Here is a 17,213-nt window from a genome sequence, read left to right as displayed (position 1 = left end):
CGTAACCTGCTTGCTTGTTGTCCCTTGGGGCGCGGTAATAACCGATGTCTGATTTGGCGAATCCCACTGGCACGCTGGATTTGGCCTACGAAGCCTGTCGCCTCGAGACTGCGGAATGGGCAAAAACCTTCTATCTCGGCACATTGTTGTTGCCCCTGGAGAAAAGGCGTGCCATTTGGGCGATTTACGTCTGGTGTCGTCGTACTGACGAACTCATGGACAGCCCTGAGGCTCAGACTCGCTCAGTGTCTGAGTTGGCTGATCGTCTTGACCGTTGGGAAGAAAAAACTCGTGCTGTCTTCAACGGCCACGTTGAGGATGATCTCGATGCCGTAATGGCTGACACGCTGCAACGCTTTCCGCAGTCTATTCAGCCCTATCTCGACATGATTGAGGGGCAGCGGATGGACCTTACCTGGACCCGCTATCCCCGCTTCGAGGACCTCAAGCTCTACTGCTACCGCGTTGCTGGCACCGTTGGCCTGATGACCCAGGGAGTGATGGGTGTCGATCAGGCCTACACCTCAGCTCCCTGGAGTGACTGCCCAGACACATCTGATGCTGCCGTCGCCTTGGGGATCGCCAACCAGCTCACCAACATCCTTCGGGATGTGGGTGAAGATCGGGGCCGCGGTCGTATCTATCTGCCGCAAGAAGATCTCGAGCGCTTCGGATATTCAGAAGATGAGTTGATGGCAGGAACACTCAACAATTCCTGGCGTGCCTTGATGCGATTCCAGTTGGAGCGGGCCCGCGACTGGTTTGCGCGTTCTGAAGCCGGGGTGCGCTGGCTCTCCGCCGATGCGCGCTGGCCGGTGTGGACGTCGTTACGGCTCTATCGGGGAATCTTGGATGAGATTGAACGGGTCGATTACGACGTGTTCAATCACCGTGCCTACGTGGCCAAGGTCAACAAGCTGCTCGATCTGCCGCGTTCGTTCCTCCTGGCCCAGGCACGCTGAGGTTCGAGTCAGCAAAAACCCCCTGCCGGTTTTATCGGCAGGGGCTGATGAATAGCGTTGTGCTCAACCAGATCGGTGACGGATTCAGACTGCCGTCTTCTGGTCGGCCAGCAGGTCCTTGAGCTTGGACAGCTCACCGGCCCAGCGGGGGTCGGGAGCGCCTTCGCTCTTCTCGTCACTGTGAACCACCTTGTTCACCGCTTTGCGGGCCACTTGAGGCTGGCCTGCAGCATTGGGGGCTCCACGACGGTTACCACCGGCGTTGTTGTCCCGTCGTTCGGAACGCTCGATCCGCAGGGAGCTGCCACCGAACTCTTTGCCGTTCAGCTGTTCGATCACTGCATCGGCGACCTTGGTGTCGTCGACATTGGCAAAGCCGAATCCACGGCAGCTGCCGGTTTCGCGGTCGAGAACCGATTTGAACCGAATTCCCTCTCCCACTGACTTGAGCAGAGCCACCTGCTCCTGTTCTTCAAAGGTCTGCGGCAGGTTGCCGATGTACAGGCGGATGCTCATGAAGGAAAGAAAATGCGATCTGTCGGTGTCTGACCGTCATCATTGACACCTGCAAAGTTAATCACAGAGCCTCGCTTTCACGGGTCAAGAAATGTTTGGCTTCCTCAATGGCCTCAGTCGTGGTCTGGATCCTCTTGAAGGCGCGTTCAAGCTTCAGATGATGCAGCAGACGTCCGAGAAGGGGGCCGGGTTGGATTTCCAGAGCCTTGACCAGGCTGTTGCCGTCGATCGGTGCTCTGGGGTGGAACAGGGGGTCGTCAGCGTCCCGCCATCGCCGCAGCCAGATCTCTGTCTCGGGGATTGGCAGTTGCAGGGCGAGGGCGGGAAGATCCAGTTCAAGCTCGTCATGCAATCTCAGTCGATCGGTTTCCAGCAGACACTCCGGTGCCAGGCCGATGCGCTGCTGCCAGAACCGCAGGCGTTCGCAGCGTTGGCGTAGCGCCCGACTAGCTCGGAGTTGGATCATGCCGTCATCACTGATGAGGGCTGTTAGCCGCGCCAAGGGCAGAGCGACAGCTATTTCCTCCTTACTCATCCCTTCCGTGTCAGCGGGCGCTGGAGGTTGCCCCTCGGCGGCCCAGGGGCGCAGCAACGGCACGCTCTTCAAGGTTGCGATCGCCCCATCGGCGTGCTCGCCCCGCACCAGGCGCTGCAGTTCCGCGAGGATCCGCTCCGGTGCCGCCTCCGGCAGCCGTGAGGCATGACGCTCAATCCAGCCCATGGTTTGGCTGCAGATTGTGAGCGGGATCTCAGCCGCTAGCCGCAAGCCCCGCAGCAGCCGCAAGGGATCGTCGGTGAGGTTGGTTTCCGACACAGCCGTCAGGCAACCCTGTTGGAGATCGTTCAGCCCACCGGTGGGGTCCCACAACTGCCCCCAGGGTTGGAGCGAAACAGCGATGGCATTGAGTCGGTAGTCGCGGCGCCAGAGATCGTCTTCGATGCAGGCACCGTCCTGTCGGGCGATGTCCACCGTCCAGCCTCCGAGCACCAGCCGAGCAATGCTCCGTTCCGTGTCCAGCACCACACAGGTGCCATGGAGCTCCTGGGCTAGGGCCTGGGTCAGAGCGATGGCGTCGGTCGGGACCACGAGGTCTAGATCGGGTTGATCCTGGAGACGGTCGAGCAATCCATCGCGAACTGCCCCGCCCACCAGCGCTGTGCCTTTGGGGAGCCGTTTCAGGGGTAGCGGCCATTGCGCTGGAGCCAGTCGCGCTCGCAACTGTTCAAGCAGTGCGTCGCCAGAGCCTTGGACCATCAGAATGGGGGAGTGAACGGCCTTGGGAGGCATGTGCATCTGCGTGGACTGCAGCTGGGTCGACCGTTGTCAGGCCTATCACGCAGTTGAGCGTCAGCATGGCGTTCCGCATCTTGCTGAGACCCCGGATTTTGAGCCAGATGCGCCGAGAATTCACGTGTCGGTGATCGATCTCCCCAATGGTCAGGCCGGGGTTGAGTGGGATGTTCGGTCCTGCTCAAGCTTTAAGGCAGATCCCGGTCGATGGCGGCGTTGCTGTCCAGGACAGGAGTTGCCCCGATGACGGCCTTGCCGCTGCTGCTCGCCTTGCACAGCTGTTCGGATCGATTTGGCATGGCGCTGCTGGATCCTGAGCAGCCTGGAGCAGGACCGCTCGTGCAGGTTCATCCGGACGGACGGGGGCTGTCTAACAGTTTGATTTCGCGCGTTCAGGCGCTCCTCCCCCCTGAGCGTTGGCCTCAATTGCAGGGCCTTGCCGTGGCGACGGGGCCCGGCGGCTTCACCGGCACCCGCCTGACGGTGGTGATGGCGCGCACCCTGGCGCAACAGCTGGATTGCCCTCTGCTCGGAGTAAGCAGTTACGCCTTGATGGCGCCACGCCTGGAGTCGCAACTGCTGGGATCGAATCATGGGCAACCGTTCTGGATCACTCAGGAGTTGTCCCGCAGGGGGGTGGTTGGTGGTCAGTACCAGGTCACCGCGGGGCAGGTCCACGAACTCAGCCTGCCGACGTTGTTGCCGGAGGGCTGCTCTCCCAAGCCAGCCCTTGGGGCTCAACTCGATGTGGCTGAGGATGTGGCGCGCCTGTTGCAGCTGTTGAAACGCAGCCATGCCGCTGGCGCTGCGCTGCCCTGGGCCAAGGTCTTGCCGATCTATCCCACCTCTCCTGTTGGACAGGTCTGATGGCGGGAGTGCGTACAGGGCTGCTGCTGGGTGCCGGCCTCATGGCCTGGCTGCTGGGGCCCGGACCGCTTTCTCCCTATCGCCAGGCTCTGTTGGATCGCAGCCCACCGCAACTCGTGCTTGTGCTTGGAGGTGATGTGGACCGGGAACGCATGGGTGCCCGCTTGGCGCGTCAGCTTGATCTGCCGCTGCTGGTGAGCGGTGGCAGCAATCCTGAGTACGCCGAATGGATGCTCAGTGAAGAGCGCTTCAATCCAGACCGCGTCACCCTCGATTACAGGGCCCGTGACACCCTCAGCAACTTCACCTCTGTCGTGGACGAGCTGCAGGCGGATGGCGTTCGCCATGTCTTGCTGGTGACCAGCGAAGACCACTTGCCTCGCTCGATGGCGGTGGGCCAGGTGGTGGCGGGGAGCCGTGGAATTCAGCTCACCGGAGTTCCCGTGGCGTGCCGTACGGATTGCATGCAGGAGGGTCGCTTGAAGAAATGGAGTGACTGGCTGCGCGCTGTGGCTTGGGTGATGACGGGTCGAGACCTCAGGGATGCTGCGGACCCTGATCCAGCAGAGCATTGATGCGTTCCTGCAGCAGGGCTGTGGTGGCATTCAGATCGGGCCTGCGGCGACTGGCCGGTGCCGGGATGGGGTCACCGATACGCAGCTGGATGGGCACCAGCCGCGGCCAGCTGCGACCCGTTCCCAAGGCGCGATGGCTGTTATGGATAGCCACCGGCAGCAGTGGGGCGCCTGTACGCGCCGCCAGAAGGGCCGCTCCGGGGAGTGGGTTGTTGATCCTGCCGTCGCTTTGTCGGGTGCCGTCCAGGAAAACGCCGGTGGCCCAGCCCTCCTCGAGCCGTGCCGTCGCGGTTCGAATCGCTTCGCGATCGCTGGCCCCCCGCCGGACGGGGTAGGCACCACAGGCCCGGATCACGCGTCCCAGCAGCGGGATGTTGAATAATTCCGCCTTCGCCATGAAAGCAACGGGGCGCCCCAGGGCATGGCCCAGCAAGGGGGGGTCCAGATGGGAGCCGTGGTTGGCCACCACCACGAGAGGCCCTTGCATGGGTACTCGGTTGTTGCCTGCGGTCGAGCCGCGGAACAGCAACCGAAAGACAGGGAAGACCAGAAGGTTGCTGACCAGCCTGTAGGTGAAGCTCGGCTTGGGTGTGGGGACGAGGCTGGATTGACTCACTGTCCGAGGTCTCCCGCCCCGGCGATTTGGGCGGTGGTTACGCCACTCATGCTGCGTTTCGCCAGGCCACTGAGCACGTTCCCAGGTCCGATTTCCACCAGGGTGTCTACGCCGCTGTCGGTCATGGCCGCCATGGTTTCTCGCCAGCGCACCCCTGTTGTCATCTGCTGCTTCAGGCGCTGTTTGAGCTCGTCCGCGCTGGTGCTGGCGCTGGCAGCGCTGTTGCTGAGCACCGGAACGCGAGCATCCTGGAATGGCACCTGGTCCAGTGCAGTGGCAAAGCGCTCAGCAGCCTCTGCCATGAAAGGAGAGTGGAAAGCTCCGGAAACGACCAGTGGGATCGCGCGCTTGCATTTCAGGGCTTCACTCACGCTCTGCACGGCCTCTGGAGCGCCGGAGATCACCACTTGGGCATCGCTGTTGTCGTTGGCGATGCTGACGCCCTCCGTGGCGGCCACCAGGTCGTCCAGCTGACCGCGATCGAAGCCGATCACGGCCGTCATGGCACCTCCCCCAGCGCTCGCCATCAGTTCTGAGCGGGTTTTCATCAGCTGCAGGCCGGTGTCCAGCCCAAACACACCAGCGCTGTAGAGGGCGACCAGCTCGCCCAGGCTGTGGCCGGCTACCAGTGCAGGCTCGCGGCCCTGCTGCTGCAGGTTGTCGGCCAGCAGCGATTCGATCACGAACAGGGCGGGCTGGGTGTTGCGGGTGTCGTTGAGATCATCCGGTCCATCACCGCCGCCGCTTTCGCCCTGGCAGATCGCCAAGAGGTCGCGCCCCAGCAGTTCGGAGGCTGTGGCGAAACGTTCGCGGCTGCCATCGATGCTGAGCAGCGCTTCTGCCATGCCCACCTTTTGAGAGCCTTGACCGGGAAAGACCCAGGCGATCGCCATTGTTGTGTTCTGTTGACCGTGCCAGAGATTAGGCGGGCCCGCTCCAGCGGAAGAGTGCTGCACCCCAGCTCAATCCCGCTCCGAAGCCACTGCTGGCGATGCGGTGCCCGGGTTGGATGCGTCCATCGCGCACGGCTTCGTCAAGCATCAAGGGAATGGTGGCCGCCGATGTGTTGCCGTAGTGCGCCAGGTTGCTGAGCACTTTCTCGGATGGGACAGAGAAGCGATCTGCCACTGCATCAAGGATGCGTTGGTTGGCCTGATGCAGTAGCAGCCAGTCCACGGCATCTGCGGCGACGCTTTTCTGTTCGAGAAGTTGCTCGAGAATGGCTGGCACTTCGCGCACCGCGAATTTGTAGACCTCCTGCCCGTTCATCTGAATGGGTTCGAAGCCGCCGCACTGATGGCTGGCGTCCCCCACAAGGGACTTGCGCTCGCAGACCTGGGGAAGCTGGAGCACCTCGCCTCGGCTGCCATCAGAGCGCAGCAGGAATCCCTCCAGATTGTCTTGGCCGTTGTCTGATGCCTCCAGCACCACGGCGCCTGCCGCATCACCGAACAGAACACAGGAGCGTCGGTCGTCCCAGTTCACCCAGCGGCTCAGTTGATCGGCTCCCACCACGAGGATGCGGCGCATCGCCCCACTTCGCAGGTACTGGGCAGCGGTGACAACGGCGAAAAGAAAGCCACTGCAAGCGGCGGTGAGATCAAAGGCCACGGCATTGGTGGCACCGAGACGAGCCTGCAGGCGTGGCGCCGAGCCGAACAGGTCGTCTGGGGTAGAGGTTGCCAACACAATCAGATCGAGGCTGTCGGCAGACCAACCAGCCATGGCCAGAGCCCGTTCCGCTGCTAATCCACTCAGTTCGGTGAGGGATTCATCCGCATCGATCACACGTCGTGCGGCAATCCCGGTACGACTCCGAATCCAGGAATCACTGGTTTCAACCCGCTGGCCGAGCTCTTCGTTGCTGATGGAGCGGCTGGGCGTCGCGCTGCCAGACCCTCGGAACAACACCCCTCTGGTTGTGCTGAGCGGCTCGACCAAAGCGGAGGTTGAAGGACGTCGCGTCAGTCAATCACAACCCTGATGCAGTGTTGCGAGATCCTCCATCACGCCATGGCTCGCAGCGGAGTGGGCAATGCGCAGGGCACTTACCACCGAGAGGGCCCGGCTGCTGCCATGGCCGATCACGGAAATGCCGTTGACGCCCAGAAGCAGCGCCCCACCGTGCTCGGCATGGTCCAACCGCTTCTTAATGCGTTTCAGGTTGCTGCGCAGAAACGCTGATCCCACCTTGCCGCGCCGCCCCCGGGGCAACTCCGCCCGCAGCACCCCCAGCAGAACACTGCCGACGGATTCCAAAAACTTCAGCAACACATTGCCGGTGAATCCATCACAGACCACCACGTCGAAATCGCCCGAGAGCACATCACGGCCTTCGCAGTTTCCGGCGAAATGCAGCCTGGATTCATCCCGCAGCAGTTCATGGGTTTTTAAGGAGAGATCGTTCCCCTTGCATTCCTCTTCGCCGATGTTCAGCAGGCCGATCCGCGGTTGACTCACCTGGAGAACATCACGGCTGTAGATGTTCCCCAGCAGGGCGAACTGGTGCAAATAGGCGGGTTTGCAGTCCATGTTGGCGCCTACGTCGAGCACCAACACCGGCTGACCGGGATCTTTGGTTGGGAACAGTGCACCGATGGCTGGTCGGTCGATGCCCTTCAGCCGTCCCAGCCGGAAAATCGCCGAAGCCATCACCGCGCCGGAATTCCCGGCTGAATAAACCGCGAGAGCCTCCCCTTTCTTCACGAGGTTCATGGCCACATTGATGCTGGCGTCCCGTTTGCGCCGCACCGCCGTGGCCTCGTCATCCATGCCGATGGAGGGGCCACTGGCCACCAGATCCAGATGCCCTGCTGCCCTTGCACTTTCTAGGGATTCGCGCAGGCCGAGGCTGTTGGCGGCGGCCATGACCCGCTCGATTTCCCCCACGAAGCGGATCTTCAGAGGCAGCCGGTCAATGGCGTCCAGACATCCCTCCAGAATCGGCCCCGGCGCATGGTCACCGCCCATGCCATCAACGGCGATCCAGAGACGCTCCGCATCGTCAATGTCGTCGGTGTCGGTGCCCCCCTGCAGCCAGCGGAGAGGGTCGAACACCAGAGGTTGGAGCACGCTGCTGGCCACCGTGCCGGCTCCGGAGACCACGGTTTCCGCCACGTTGCCCGCCATCGATCCCGCTGCCGTTGCTGAGTTGGCAGCACCATCCACGATGGTTGTGACGGCGGCGTTGCGCCGATACCAGATCACCAGGCGACGGATCGCCCGAGGACGGTTGGTCTTGTTCCGCGGCTGAGGGGCCGGGGCGGGATCAGGGACCTTCGGAGGCAACGGAATCGACGATGCGCTGGAACAGGTAGCCGGTGCCCCGAGCTGTGAGGATCAACTCGGGATTGGCCGGATCATCCTCCAGTTTGGATCGCAGGCGGGAGATATGAACATCCACCACCCGGGTGTCCACATGGCGTTCCGGGGTGTAACCCCAAACCTCTTTGAGGATTTCGCCGCGGTTGAACGGTTCACCGGAACGGCTCACCAGCAGTTCCAGCAGGCTGAATTCCATGCCTGTCAGCCGGATCCTTTCGTCGCCACGGAACACCTGGCGTTTGTTGGTGTCGATTCGCAAGTCGATCACCTGAATGACCCCGGAGTTAGGGATGCCCGCCACCTGTTCCTTCTCAACCCGTCGCAGCACGCAGCGGATCCGGGCTTCCAGCTCCTTGGGGCTGAAGGGCTTCACCACGTAGTCATCGGCCCCAAGCTCAAGCCCTGTGATCCGGTCGGCCACGTCGCCGAGGGCCGTCAGCATCACGATGGGTACGTCCGACTCCTTGCGAAGCTCTTGGCAGACGCCGTAGCCGTCCAGCTTCGGCATCATCACGTCCAGCACCACGAGGTCGGGAGTGCAGGTCGGGAACAATTCCAGGGCTTCGGTGCCGTCGCAGGCGGTCACCACGTTGTACCCGATCATGGATAACCGGGTTTCCAGGATCCGTCGGATCGATGCCTCGTCGTCGACCACGAGGATCGTTTCCTTTGTGGGAGCCGTGGCCGTCATGGGCAACGAGGCGTTAGTCACTTCTCGCCACAAATAAAAGGGCAGCCCCCTGATTCGTTCATTCAACGGCAACTTTCTTCACAGTTCGCAGTGCCCAAGTCCACCGCTGTTTTTATCTGTCAGGTCTGCGGAGCCCGTGCCCGACAGTTTTTTGGCCGTTGCCCCGAGTGCGGCAGCTGGAATTCCTTGGTGGAGCAATCTCAGCCTCCAGCCGATGGCCGTCGTCGCCGCAGTGCCCCGGATCCAGAGGTGGCCGCTGCGCCGCGACGGTCCACCGCCATGGCCTCGCTGGAGGATCAACCGCTGCAGCGCCTGGCGACCGGTTCAGCTGAATTTGACCGTGTTTTGGGTGGAGGCCTTGTACCCGGTTCTCTGGTGCTCGTCGGAGGCGATCCGGGGATCGGCAAGAGCACATTGCTGCTACAGAGCGCCTCGGCGATGGCGGCCGGTGCATCTGTGCTGTACGTGAGTGCTGAGGAATCGGCGCAGCAGGTGAAGCTGCGCTGGCAGCGGCTCGCTGGAGGTGCATCGGAGCTGCAGTTGCTGGCCGAAACCGATCTGGAACTGGTGTTGGAAGAGCTGGAAGCGCTTCGCCCCGCTGTGGCGATCATCGACAGCATTCAGGCTTTGCATGACGCCAATCTCACCAGTGCTCCGGGGTCGGTTGGCCAGGTGCGCGAATGTGCGGCTGCCCTGCAACGGTTGGCCAAACGCCAGAACATTTCCCTGCTGTTGGTGGGCCATGTCACCAAGGAAGGCATGCTGGCCGGCCCGAAGGTGTTGGAACACCTTGTGGATGCCGTGCTCACCTTCGAAGGTGACCGGTTCGCCAGTCACCGCCTGCTGCGCGCCGTCAAGAACCGCTTTGGCGCCACCCATGAGTTGGGTTTGTTCGAGATGCAGAGCGGTGGCTTAGCCGAGGTGGGCAACCCCAGTGAGCTGTTCCTCAGCGATGCCCGTGCGTCCGGTGTGGCGACGATCGTGGCCTGTGAGGGCACGCGTTCGCTGGTGGTGGATCTGCAGGCTCTTGTGAATGTCACCAGCTATGCCAGCCCGCGACGCACGGCCACAGGGATCGGCACGAATCGTTTGCACCAGATTCTTGCGGTGCTCGAGAAGCACATGGGACTGCCGCTCTCGCGCTTCGATTGCTACCTCGCCGTTGCGGGTGGTCTGGAGGTGGAGGAGCCAGCGGCGGATCTGGGGGTTGCTGCTGCGGTGGTTGCCAGCTTCAGAGATCTCACTCTTCCTGCGGGCACGGTGTTGATCGGAGAGCTCGGCTTGGGGGGACAGCTGCGCCCGGTCGGTCAGCTGGAGTTGCGGCTCCAGGAAGCGGCACGGCTGGGGTTTCGGCGGGCTGTCGTGCCCCGGGGCAGCGGCCTCGGAGATCTGGCTTCAGGTTTGGATCTAGCTCTTCTGGAGGCCGATAACGTCACCGAGGCCTTGGTGCTGGCGCTCGGTGATGCTGTGCAGCCCGATCCGACCTAATTCAGAAGTAGACGTCGACGTTGCTGCGGCCCGTTGACTTCAACCAGTTCTCGATATCGAGATAACCGCCGGGGTTGAGGCGCACGGCCTGGGTCCAGACATCGGCCGCCTGGTCAAACCAGCGATCGGCTTCGTCCTGCCGACCGCCTTCCTCGGCGATTCGCCCCCGTTTTTCGTAGATCAGCCCCATGTTCTTGAGGCAAGAGGGTTGCTTTGGGTTTTCTTCGAGAGCCTGGCGGTAGGTCTCGATGGCCCGCTCCTCCTCGCCGTTGGACATGTAGATGATGGCCATGTTCTTGAGGGTTTCACTCCGGTCTGTGGAGTTCTCCTCAAGCTTCAGGGCCTCCTCATAGTTCTCCAGCGCCTCGGCGTAATCACCATCGTTCTGGGCGGAGAGGCCATCGCGGTAATAGACGTAGGCCTCCTTCGAGCGGGCATTGATCGGCAACAGCTTGACGATCAGGTCCGCCATCACCGTGAAGCTCTTGTCAATGAAGTTGTCGTTGCGGTTGCTGCGGGGCACGGCGCTCCGGCGGACTGGCCCCCATCCTGACGGGATCAGAGCCCGACCTAGCCTGCTCGTAATGATCCCTGTTGCGTAAACACCTGTGAGCCCTGCGGTTCAGACCGTCGTCCTGGATGTGGAAGGGATGAAATGCGGCGGTTGCGTTCGCGCTGTTGAAACCACCCTCTTGGACCAGCCTGGTGTCCAGCGTGCCGATGTGAATCTGGTCAGCCGCTCGGCCTGGCTCGATCTCACCGCGGGTGAGGGTGATGTGGCTGGTGTATTGAAAGCCCTTGCTGACAGGGGCTTCCCGGCCAAAGAGCGCGCTTTGGACGACCCCATCGGGGCGGCGGCTGCCGGCCAAGCTTTGCCGGGCTGGTGGCAGCAATGGCGACAGCTGATGGTTGCTCTGCTGCTGCTGCTGCTGTCTGTGCTTGGGCATCTCAGTGAGGCAGGGCAGCTGTCGCTGCCTCTGATCGGCACCCTTCCCTTCCACGCCACACTTGCAACGGTGGCTCTGGTCGGGCCAGGCCGTCCGATCTTGGTGGGTGGTGTTGCCGCTGCCCGTGCAGGGGCTCCCAGCATGGACTCCCTCGTGGGCCTGGGGGTGAGCAGTGCCTATGTGGCGAGCCTGGTGGCGTTGGTCTGGCCCCAGGTGGGTTGGCCCTGCTTCTTCAATGAACCGGTGATGTTGCTGGGCTTCGTCCTGCTTGGACGTTTCTTGGAGGAACGGGCCCGTTTTCGGACCGGGCAGGCGTTGCAGCAACTGGCCCGGCTCCAGCCGGACACGGCTCGCCTGTTGTTGCCCGACGGCGCGATTCGTGAGGTGCGCGTCGGGGCTCTGCGACCCGGTGAAACCGTTCAATTGCTGGCGGGTGACCGCGTGCCGGTGGATGGAGTGGTGCTTGAGGGGGCTTCGGCCGTTGATGTGTCGAGCCTTACCGGTGAGCCCTTGCCGTTGCAGGCAGAGCCCGGCATCGAGTTGTCGTCCGGCAGCCTCAATTTGGAGGCAACCCTGGTGTTCAAGGTCACCCGAGTTGGCGCCGAAACCGCTCTTGCCCGAATCATTCGCTTGGTGGAGCAGGCCCAGGCCCGTCGGGCACCCATCCAGGGCCTTGCCGATCGTGTGGCGGGCCGCTTTTGCTATGGCGTCATTGGCCTGGCTCTCGCAACGTTTCTGTTCTGGTGGTTGTTCGGTGCGGAGCATTGGCCCCAGGTCCTGCAGGCTTCAGCGCCCGGGATGCCCCATGACCATGCGATGCCCCATGAGATGCATCACGGGGGGTTGGGACATGGAGCCACTACCCCGATTGGTCTGGCCTTGCAACTGTCGATCGCTGTGCTTGTTGTCGCCTGCCCCTGCGCCCTCGGTCTGGCAACTCCAACCGTGATTACGGTGGCTACCGGCCTGGCAGCGCGGCGCGGTTGGCTGTTCCGCGGTGGCGATGTGATCGAAACCGCCGCGGGTCTGGATCATGTGGTCTTCGACAAAACCGGCACCCTCACCTTGGGTCGCCCTCTGGTGACCGATGTGCACGGGGATGCCCCGGATCGTTTATTGCAACTTGCCGCCAGCCTGGAGCAAACCAGCCGTCACCCTTTGGCCTATGCCCTGCTGCAGGAGGCCCAGGGCCGGGAGCTCCAACTGTTGGAGTGCGATGACGTGCGCACTGTGTCCGGTCAGGGGCTGGAAGGTCAGGTGGATGGTGCGTCGGCCAGGGTTCGTGTCGGAAAGCCCGACTGGTTGGTGGCGCAGGGTGTGGGCATTTCCCCAGCAGCTCAGGGTTGGCTCTCTGTCGCTGAAGGCTCGGTGGTGGCGGTTGCTGTGGGTGATCGCCTGTTGGGACTGATTCAGATCGAGGATCAGATCCGTCCGGATGTCGCTCCTGCGTTGCAACGCCTGCGGGCCCATGGATTGACTCTTTCGGTCTTCAGCGGTGACCGGGAGGCTGCTGTCCAGCGCCTCGGTCAGCAGTTGGGTTTTGCAGCTCATGATCTGGGCTGGCAGATGCTCCCGGAGCAGAAGCTGCAACGCCTCGAGCAGCTGCGTCAGGGCGAGCGGGTGGCGATGGTGGGCGACGGCATCAACGATGCGCCGGCTTTGGCCGCGGCTGATCTTGGGATCGCCATCGGTACTGGAACGCAGATCGCGCAGGACTCCGCTGGTCTTGTGCTGCTTGGCGATCGTCTCGACAACCTTCCCGAAGCCCTCAGCCTGGCCCGCCGAACTTTGGTGAAGGTGCGGCAGAACTTGTTCTGGGCCTTCGGTTACAACCTCATCGTTCTCCCTGTTGCTGCGGGTGCCCTGCTCCCCAGCCATGGGTTACTGCTGTCGCCTCCGCTGGCAGCGCTGCTGATGGCCTTGAGTTCCATCACCGTGGTGATGAATGCCCTGGCTCTTCGCTTGCCATGACTGGACGTCTCATTGTTTTGGAGGGCATTGATGGCTGCGGTAAGACCACGCAGATCCGTCATCTGGTCGATTGGTTGCCCATAAGCGGTCTGATGCCGAAAGGTGCTTCTTTGGTTTGTACCCGTGAGCCCGGAGGGACCCCCCTCGGGCGCTCGATTCGTGAACTCCTGCTGCATACAGCCGACCAGGAGGCACCAGCCCCCACCGCCGAGTTGCTTTTGTATGCCGCCGATCGGGCTCAGCACGTTGAAACGTTGATCCGTCCGGCACTGGAACGTGGCGACTGGGTTCTCAGTGATCGCTTCGCGGGATCAACCCAGGCGTATCAGGGCTATGGCCGTGGCTTGGATCGAGACTTGATTCAACGGCTTGAACAGATCGCCACCACTGGCTTGCAGCCCGATCTCACCCTCTGGCTGCGCCTTCCTGTTCAAGCCAGTCTTGAGCGGCGCCTTGGGGACAAGCAAGACCGCATCGAAGCGGAGGGAGCTGCATTCCTGGAACGGGTCTCGCAGGGTTTTGCGCAGTTGGCGCAGCAGCGCTCCTGGTGCTCCATCGCTGCTGAGCAGTCAGCGAGTGCCGTCAGTGCTGCTCTGGAACGTCAGCTTCAGGAGCATTTGGCTTGAGCGCGCTGTTTGAGGATCTGATCGGCCAGCCCCTCGCCGTTGATCTGCTGTCGGCAGCCCTCGCCCAGGGGCGCGTGGCACCGGCCTACCTCTTCGCCGGCCCTGAGGGGGTCGGGCGTCAACTGACGGCAGTTCGTTTTCTGGAGGGTCTGCTGGCTGATGGTCACCCCTCTGCCCGGGAGCGGCGACGCTTGCTGGAGCGCAATCACCCTGACCTGCTTTGGGTTGAGCCCACGTATCAGCATCAGGGGCGTTTGCTCACCCGTGCGGAAGCCGAGGAGGCGGGACTCAGTCGCCGCACCCCGCCACAGTTGCGGTTGGAGCAGATTCGAGACATTGGCCGCTGTTTGGCACGGCAGCCCGTGGAGGCCCAGCGAGGCATGGTTGTAATTGAAGCCGCCGAAGCGATGGCGGAGGCAGCGGCAAACGCCCTGCTGAAAACGTTGGAGGAACCAGGCCATGGGGTGCTGATCCTGTTGACATCAGCCCCTGAGCGGCTGCTCAGCACCATTCGCTCCCGTTGTCAGTTGATCCGTTTTCTCAGGCTCAATCCCGAGGCCATGGCACAAGTACTCGAACGCACCGGTGCCATAGCTCAAGACGCGCCAGAACTGCTGGCGCTGGCTGCCGGTTCTCCAGGCGCTTTGATCGACCATCGCCGCAGCCTGGCGGGTGTCCCGGAGGAGTTGGTTCAGCGCTTCAACGCGCTGCCTGCCAATCCGATGGAGGCGCTGTCGTTGGCGCGCGATCTGTGCGAAGCCCTCGATGGCGAGCAGCAGCTGTGGCTGATTGGCTGGTGGCAACATCGGCTTTGGCACTGCGGTAGCTCCGCTGCGATGCTCAAGCGACTGGACATGCTGCGCGGTCAGTTGCTCTCTTTCGTACAGCCTCGTCTGGCCTGGGAGGTGGCGCTTCTGGATCTCACGCCATCCGTTTAACAGGCCGTCTGAGCTGGTCAGGCCGAGGCCCGATCCCCTTGCTGCTTGCGTTCTTCGCGGGCCATCGCCACGACGTCCTCAAGGCCATCCATCTGGGCGCTAGTGGGGAGTTCCAGGCAGTAGCCCGCTCCATACACCGTCTTGATGAACCGTGGCTTGCGCGGATCGGGTTCCAACTTGGTCCGCAAGTGCCTGACATGCACACGGATGGTCTCAATGTCGTCATCCGGCTCGTAGCCCCAGACTTCCTTGAGGATCAACGAGGGAGCCACGGTCTGTCCGTGACGCTGGAGCAAGCAGTGGAGAAGTTCGAACTCCAGGTGCGTGAGCCGCACGGGTTGATCGAACCAAATGGCTTCAAAGCGCTCGGGCACCAGGGTGAGGGGGCCGTAGCTGAGGATTTCGTTGTGATTGCTCGATCCAACGGGTGCACGATCACTGCGACGCAGCAAGGCCTTGACCCTGACCTGAAGCTCCTCCAGATCGAAGGGTTTGGTCAGGTAGTCATCGGCACCTGAATTGAAACCGCTGACTTTGTCCTTGGTGCCACCCAAAGCTGTAAGCATCAGGATCGGTATTCCCGCTGTGCGCTCATCTCGCCGCAGACGCTGACAAAGGGTGAGACCGTCCACCTTCGGCAGCATCAGATCCAGCAGGATTAGATCGGGGGTGTATTGGAGAGCAAGGGCCTGACCTTTGATGCCGTCGTCGGCGCGCTGCACGTCGAAGCCACTGTGCTCGAGATGACCGCTCACCAGGTCGCGCATGTCCTGGTCATCTTCGATTAGCAGGATGCAAGGCTTCATTGGTTCGGCGGCAATGCGGCTGGAGAAAAAGGAGCGCTTGTCTGTCGGGATTAACGCTGAGCAGATTCTCTCAAGCTTTTCAAGTGTCTGCAGATTTTGGGTGGCGAGTCAGTGATGGGCTTGTTTGCAGGAGATCGTCTGCAGTGACAGCGATGTGAAGGCTTTTTTAGTTTTGTTTCTCGATCAGCTGTTTAGGAAGTCTTCCGCTTCGGGCAATCACCCGTCACGAAATTCCTTTTTCTGTCAATAAAAAAGCCACAGCAGATGCTGTGGCTTTAAAGCTCCCCGGGCGGGATTCGAACCTGCGACCAATCGATTAACAGTCGACCGCTCTACCGCTGAGCTACCGAGGAATGGCTCCCGGAGACCTTACCTCTCGAATGCGCCGCCCTGCAAGCGTCGTTGCAGTTCCCTTCCACTCGTCCAGGGGCCAATTCGACCATCGCGCATGCGGGCTGCACCGTCAGCGAAGCTCAACTCCCCCAGCCTGTGGGTGATCCAAAGGGCTGTGATCGGTTGGATAGCGTCCCTGCAAAGGCGTTGCACGGTATTCAGCACCGTGGTCTGACTCTCTGGGTCCAGCAGGGCGGTCGGCTCGTCTAGCAGCAGCAGGCCGGCGTCACTCGCCAGGGCTCCAGCGATGGCCAGGCGTTGTTTCTGGCCGCCGCTGAGGCTGTGAATGGGTCGGTTCTCCATCTCAGCGAGGCCGAACTGTTTCAGCAGGTCACGCACTGTGCTTTGGCGTTGCCTCCCCAGCCCTTGGGAGTCCATCCCGAGCATCAGGTCACTGCCGCAACTGGGAAGCAACAGTTGATGGTCGGGGTTTTGAAAGACCAGAGCAGTTTTGGTTCGGCAGTGAATTTGTCCGCTCTGCGGTTCCAAAAGTCTTGAAATCAGGCGGAACAGGGTGCTTTTGCCGCTTCCGTTGCTTCCCACCAGCATCCAAAGGCCAGGGCCTGGGATCACGAGGTTGCAGCGATCGAGGGCCTGATGGCCGTTCGGCCAACGATGGCTGACGGCCTCAACGCTTAGTTCAGCGGTGGCGGTTTCAGGAATCAAAGGAAAAGCCGGGTCGCTTGCTGCCACCCGTCGCCGAAGCCTTCTCATAAAGCTGAACAGCGAGAACCTCACTAACCAGCAGCGTCACTTTTTTCCCCTCCACTTTCTCGCAGGTGAGCTCCAGGAGACGGGGTTGGCTGTGGTCGATGGCTTGGCGGATCTGCTGATACAGCGCATCGGCATCAGCCAGTTCTTTCCGCTGGACAGACACAGGTAGAGGACTCATGCGCAGGGCCAGTTCGATGACGTACACAGCGTTGGAAAAGATCGATGCGTCATCTTCGCGGAGGGGGCGGCATCCCGTCGGTTCAGAAATGCGCATTTCTACTCATCCCTTGCAAATGGGTGCGGGGAGCCGCCCCATTTCGGCGATCCCCCCCTAGGCTCGCTCGTGTAACGGTTCATGAAGCACCTCTCATGACGATCGCTGTAGGACGCGCGCCACAGCGGGGATGGTTCGACGTCCTCGATGACTGGCTCAAGCGCGACCGCTTCGTATTCATTGGCTGGTCTGGCATCCTTCTTCTTCCAACGGC

Annotated in this window: 19 protein-coding genes, 1 tRNA gene and 1 pseudogene; 9 read left to right on the top strand and 12 right to left on the bottom strand. The window is 62.0% G+C overall.

Going from position 1 to position 17,213, the window contains the following annotated elements; translation table 11 throughout:
- The first annotated feature begins 44 nt into the window (after positions 1-44).
- Positions 45-962 carry a phytoene synthase gene (locus FZX13_RS12065; protein WP_226409756.1) on the top strand — a complete coding sequence of 306 codons (918 nt, stop codon included), beginning with the start codon at positions 45-47 and terminating at the stop codon, positions 960-962.
- 84 nt (positions 963-1,046) lie between these two features.
- Here the strand turns inward: FZX13_RS12065 and FZX13_RS12060 are convergent, their stop codons facing one another.
- Positions 1,047-1,478, bottom strand: coding sequence for an RNA-binding protein (locus tag FZX13_RS12060; RefSeq protein ID WP_226409755.1), 432 nt, complete (start codon positions 1,476-1,478; stop codon positions 1,047-1,049).
- A gap of 61 nt (positions 1,479-1,539) precedes the next feature.
- Positions 1,540-2,766, bottom strand: coding sequence for a CCA tRNA nucleotidyltransferase (locus FZX13_RS12055; protein ID WP_226409794.1), 1,227 nt, complete (start codon positions 2,764-2,766; stop codon positions 1,540-1,542).
- Here FZX13_RS12055 and FZX13_RS12050 point away from each other — a divergent pair.
- The 3 genes from FZX13_RS12050 to FZX13_RS12040 are packed head-to-tail and all read left to right on the top strand — an operon-like array spanning position 2,765 to position 4,211.
- Positions 2,765-3,016 carry a Ycf34 family protein gene (locus tag FZX13_RS12050; protein ID WP_115024415.1) on the top strand — a complete coding sequence of 84 codons (252 nt, stop codon included), beginning with the start codon at positions 2,765-2,767 and terminating at the stop codon, positions 3,014-3,016. The genes FZX13_RS12055 and FZX13_RS12050 overlap by 2 nt on opposite strands.
- A complete protein-coding gene (tsaB, locus tag FZX13_RS12045; protein ID WP_226409754.1) occupies positions 3,013-3,636 on the top strand; it encodes a tRNA (adenosine(37)-N6)-threonylcarbamoyltransferase complex dimerization subunit type 1 TsaB in 624 nt (207 codons plus the stop codon). Before FZX13_RS12050 ends, tsaB begins: the two co-directional genes overlap by 4 nt.
- Positions 3,636-4,211 carry a YdcF family protein gene (locus FZX13_RS12040; protein WP_115094932.1) on the top strand — a complete coding sequence of 192 codons (576 nt, stop codon included), beginning with the start codon at positions 3,636-3,638 and terminating at the stop codon, positions 4,209-4,211. The genes tsaB and FZX13_RS12040 overlap by 1 nt, the downstream gene beginning before the upstream one ends.
- Here FZX13_RS12040 and FZX13_RS12035 read toward each other — a convergent pair.
- The 5 genes from FZX13_RS12035 to rpaB are packed head-to-tail and all read right to left on the bottom strand — an operon-like array spanning position 4,174 to position 8,842.
- Complete coding sequence (locus tag FZX13_RS12035) at positions 4,174-4,827, bottom strand: lysophospholipid acyltransferase family protein (protein WP_226409753.1); 654 nt, start codon at positions 4,825-4,827, stop codon at positions 4,174-4,176. The genes FZX13_RS12040 and FZX13_RS12035 overlap by 38 nt on opposite strands.
- Positions 4,824-5,720, bottom strand: coding sequence for an ACP S-malonyltransferase (fabD, locus tag FZX13_RS12030; RefSeq protein ID WP_226409752.1), 897 nt, complete (start codon positions 5,718-5,720; stop codon positions 4,824-4,826). Before fabD ends, FZX13_RS12035 begins: the two co-directional genes overlap by 4 nt.
- A gap of 28 nt (positions 5,721-5,748) precedes the next feature.
- Positions 5,749-6,768, bottom strand: a complete 1,020-nt coding sequence (locus FZX13_RS12025) for a beta-ketoacyl-ACP synthase III (protein ID WP_226409751.1) — start codon at positions 6,766-6,768, stop codon at positions 5,749-5,751.
- Between the two features lie 27 nt (positions 6,769-6,795).
- Complete coding sequence (gene plsX, locus FZX13_RS12020) at positions 6,796-8,115, bottom strand: phosphate acyltransferase PlsX (protein ID WP_226409750.1); 1,320 nt, start codon at positions 8,113-8,115, stop codon at positions 6,796-6,798.
- Positions 8,096-8,842 carry a response regulator transcription factor RpaB gene (rpaB, locus tag FZX13_RS12015; protein ID WP_115094937.1) on the bottom strand — a complete coding sequence of 249 codons (747 nt, stop codon included), beginning with the start codon at positions 8,840-8,842 and terminating at the stop codon, positions 8,096-8,098. Before rpaB ends, plsX begins: the two co-directional genes overlap by 20 nt.
- Positions 8,843-8,932: 90 nt before the next feature.
- On the opposite strand from rpaB, the gene radA reads away from it, so the two are divergent.
- Positions 8,933-10,330 (top strand): DNA repair protein RadA, encoded by a 1,398-nt coding sequence (radA, locus tag FZX13_RS12010; protein ID WP_226409749.1) that lies wholly within the window; start codon positions 8,933-8,935, stop codon positions 10,328-10,330.
- Between the two features lies 1 nt (position 10,331).
- On the opposite strand, the gene FZX13_RS12005 is transcribed toward radA, so the two are convergent.
- Positions 10,332-10,853: a photosystem I assembly protein Ycf3 gene (locus FZX13_RS12005; RefSeq protein ID WP_115024398.1), complete on the bottom strand. Its 522-nt coding sequence runs from the start codon at positions 10,851-10,853 to the stop codon at positions 10,332-10,334.
- A gap of 85 nt (positions 10,854-10,938) precedes the next feature.
- Between FZX13_RS12005 and FZX13_RS12000 the strand changes: the two genes are divergently transcribed.
- From FZX13_RS12000 to FZX13_RS11990, 3 genes are read left to right on the top strand one after another with little or no spacing between them, the layout of a single operon-like run.
- The gene (locus FZX13_RS12000; protein WP_226409748.1) at positions 10,939-13,248 is read left to right on the top strand and encodes a heavy metal translocating P-type ATPase; all 2,310 of its coding nucleotides are present in this window, start codon (positions 10,939-10,941) and stop codon (positions 13,246-13,248) included.
- Positions 13,245-13,874, top strand: coding sequence for a dTMP kinase (gene tmk, locus FZX13_RS11995; RefSeq protein ID WP_226409747.1), 630 nt, complete (start codon positions 13,245-13,247; stop codon positions 13,872-13,874). Before FZX13_RS12000 ends, tmk begins: the two co-directional genes overlap by 4 nt.
- Positions 13,871-14,812: a DNA polymerase III subunit delta' gene (locus FZX13_RS11990; protein ID WP_226409746.1), complete on the top strand. Its 942-nt coding sequence runs from the start codon at positions 13,871-13,873 to the stop codon at positions 14,810-14,812. The genes tmk and FZX13_RS11990 overlap by 4 nt, the downstream gene beginning before the upstream one ends.
- A gap of 17 nt (positions 14,813-14,829) precedes the next feature.
- Here FZX13_RS11990 and FZX13_RS11985 read toward each other — a convergent pair whose 3' ends face one another.
- The 4 genes from FZX13_RS11985 to FZX13_RS11970 form a co-directional block, all read right to left on the bottom strand.
- A complete protein-coding gene (locus tag FZX13_RS11985) occupies positions 14,830-15,618 on the bottom strand; it encodes a response regulator transcription factor (protein WP_115024390.1) in 789 nt (262 codons plus the stop codon).
- Between the two features lie 281 nt (positions 15,619-15,899).
- Positions 15,900-15,971, bottom strand: a tRNA-Asn gene (locus tag FZX13_RS11980).
- 16 nt (positions 15,972-15,987) lie between these two features.
- Positions 15,988-16,677, bottom strand: a complete 690-nt coding sequence (locus FZX13_RS11975; RefSeq protein ID WP_370630822.1) for an ABC transporter ATP-binding protein — start codon at positions 16,675-16,677, stop codon at positions 15,988-15,990.
- A complete protein-coding gene (locus FZX13_RS11970; protein WP_115095001.1) occupies positions 16,667-16,930 on the bottom strand; it encodes a hypothetical protein in 264 nt (87 codons plus the stop codon). The genes FZX13_RS11975 and FZX13_RS11970 overlap by 11 nt, the downstream gene beginning before the upstream one ends.
- Before the next feature lie 164 nt (positions 16,931-17,094).
- On the opposite strand from FZX13_RS11970, the pseudogene FZX13_RS11965 reads away from it, so the two are divergent.
- Positions 17,095-17,213: pseudogene (locus FZX13_RS11965) on the top strand (photosystem II D2 protein (photosystem q(a) protein)); the annotation flags it as partial.

The sequence above is a fragment of the Synechococcus sp. MU1625 genome (genome assembly GCF_020514205.1).
Classification (GTDB): Bacteria; Cyanobacteriota; Cyanobacteriia; order PCC-6307; family Cyanobiaceae; genus Parasynechococcus.
The sequence above is the reverse complement of the archived record's forward strand: the minus strand, read 5'-3'. Positions and strand labels throughout refer to the sequence as shown.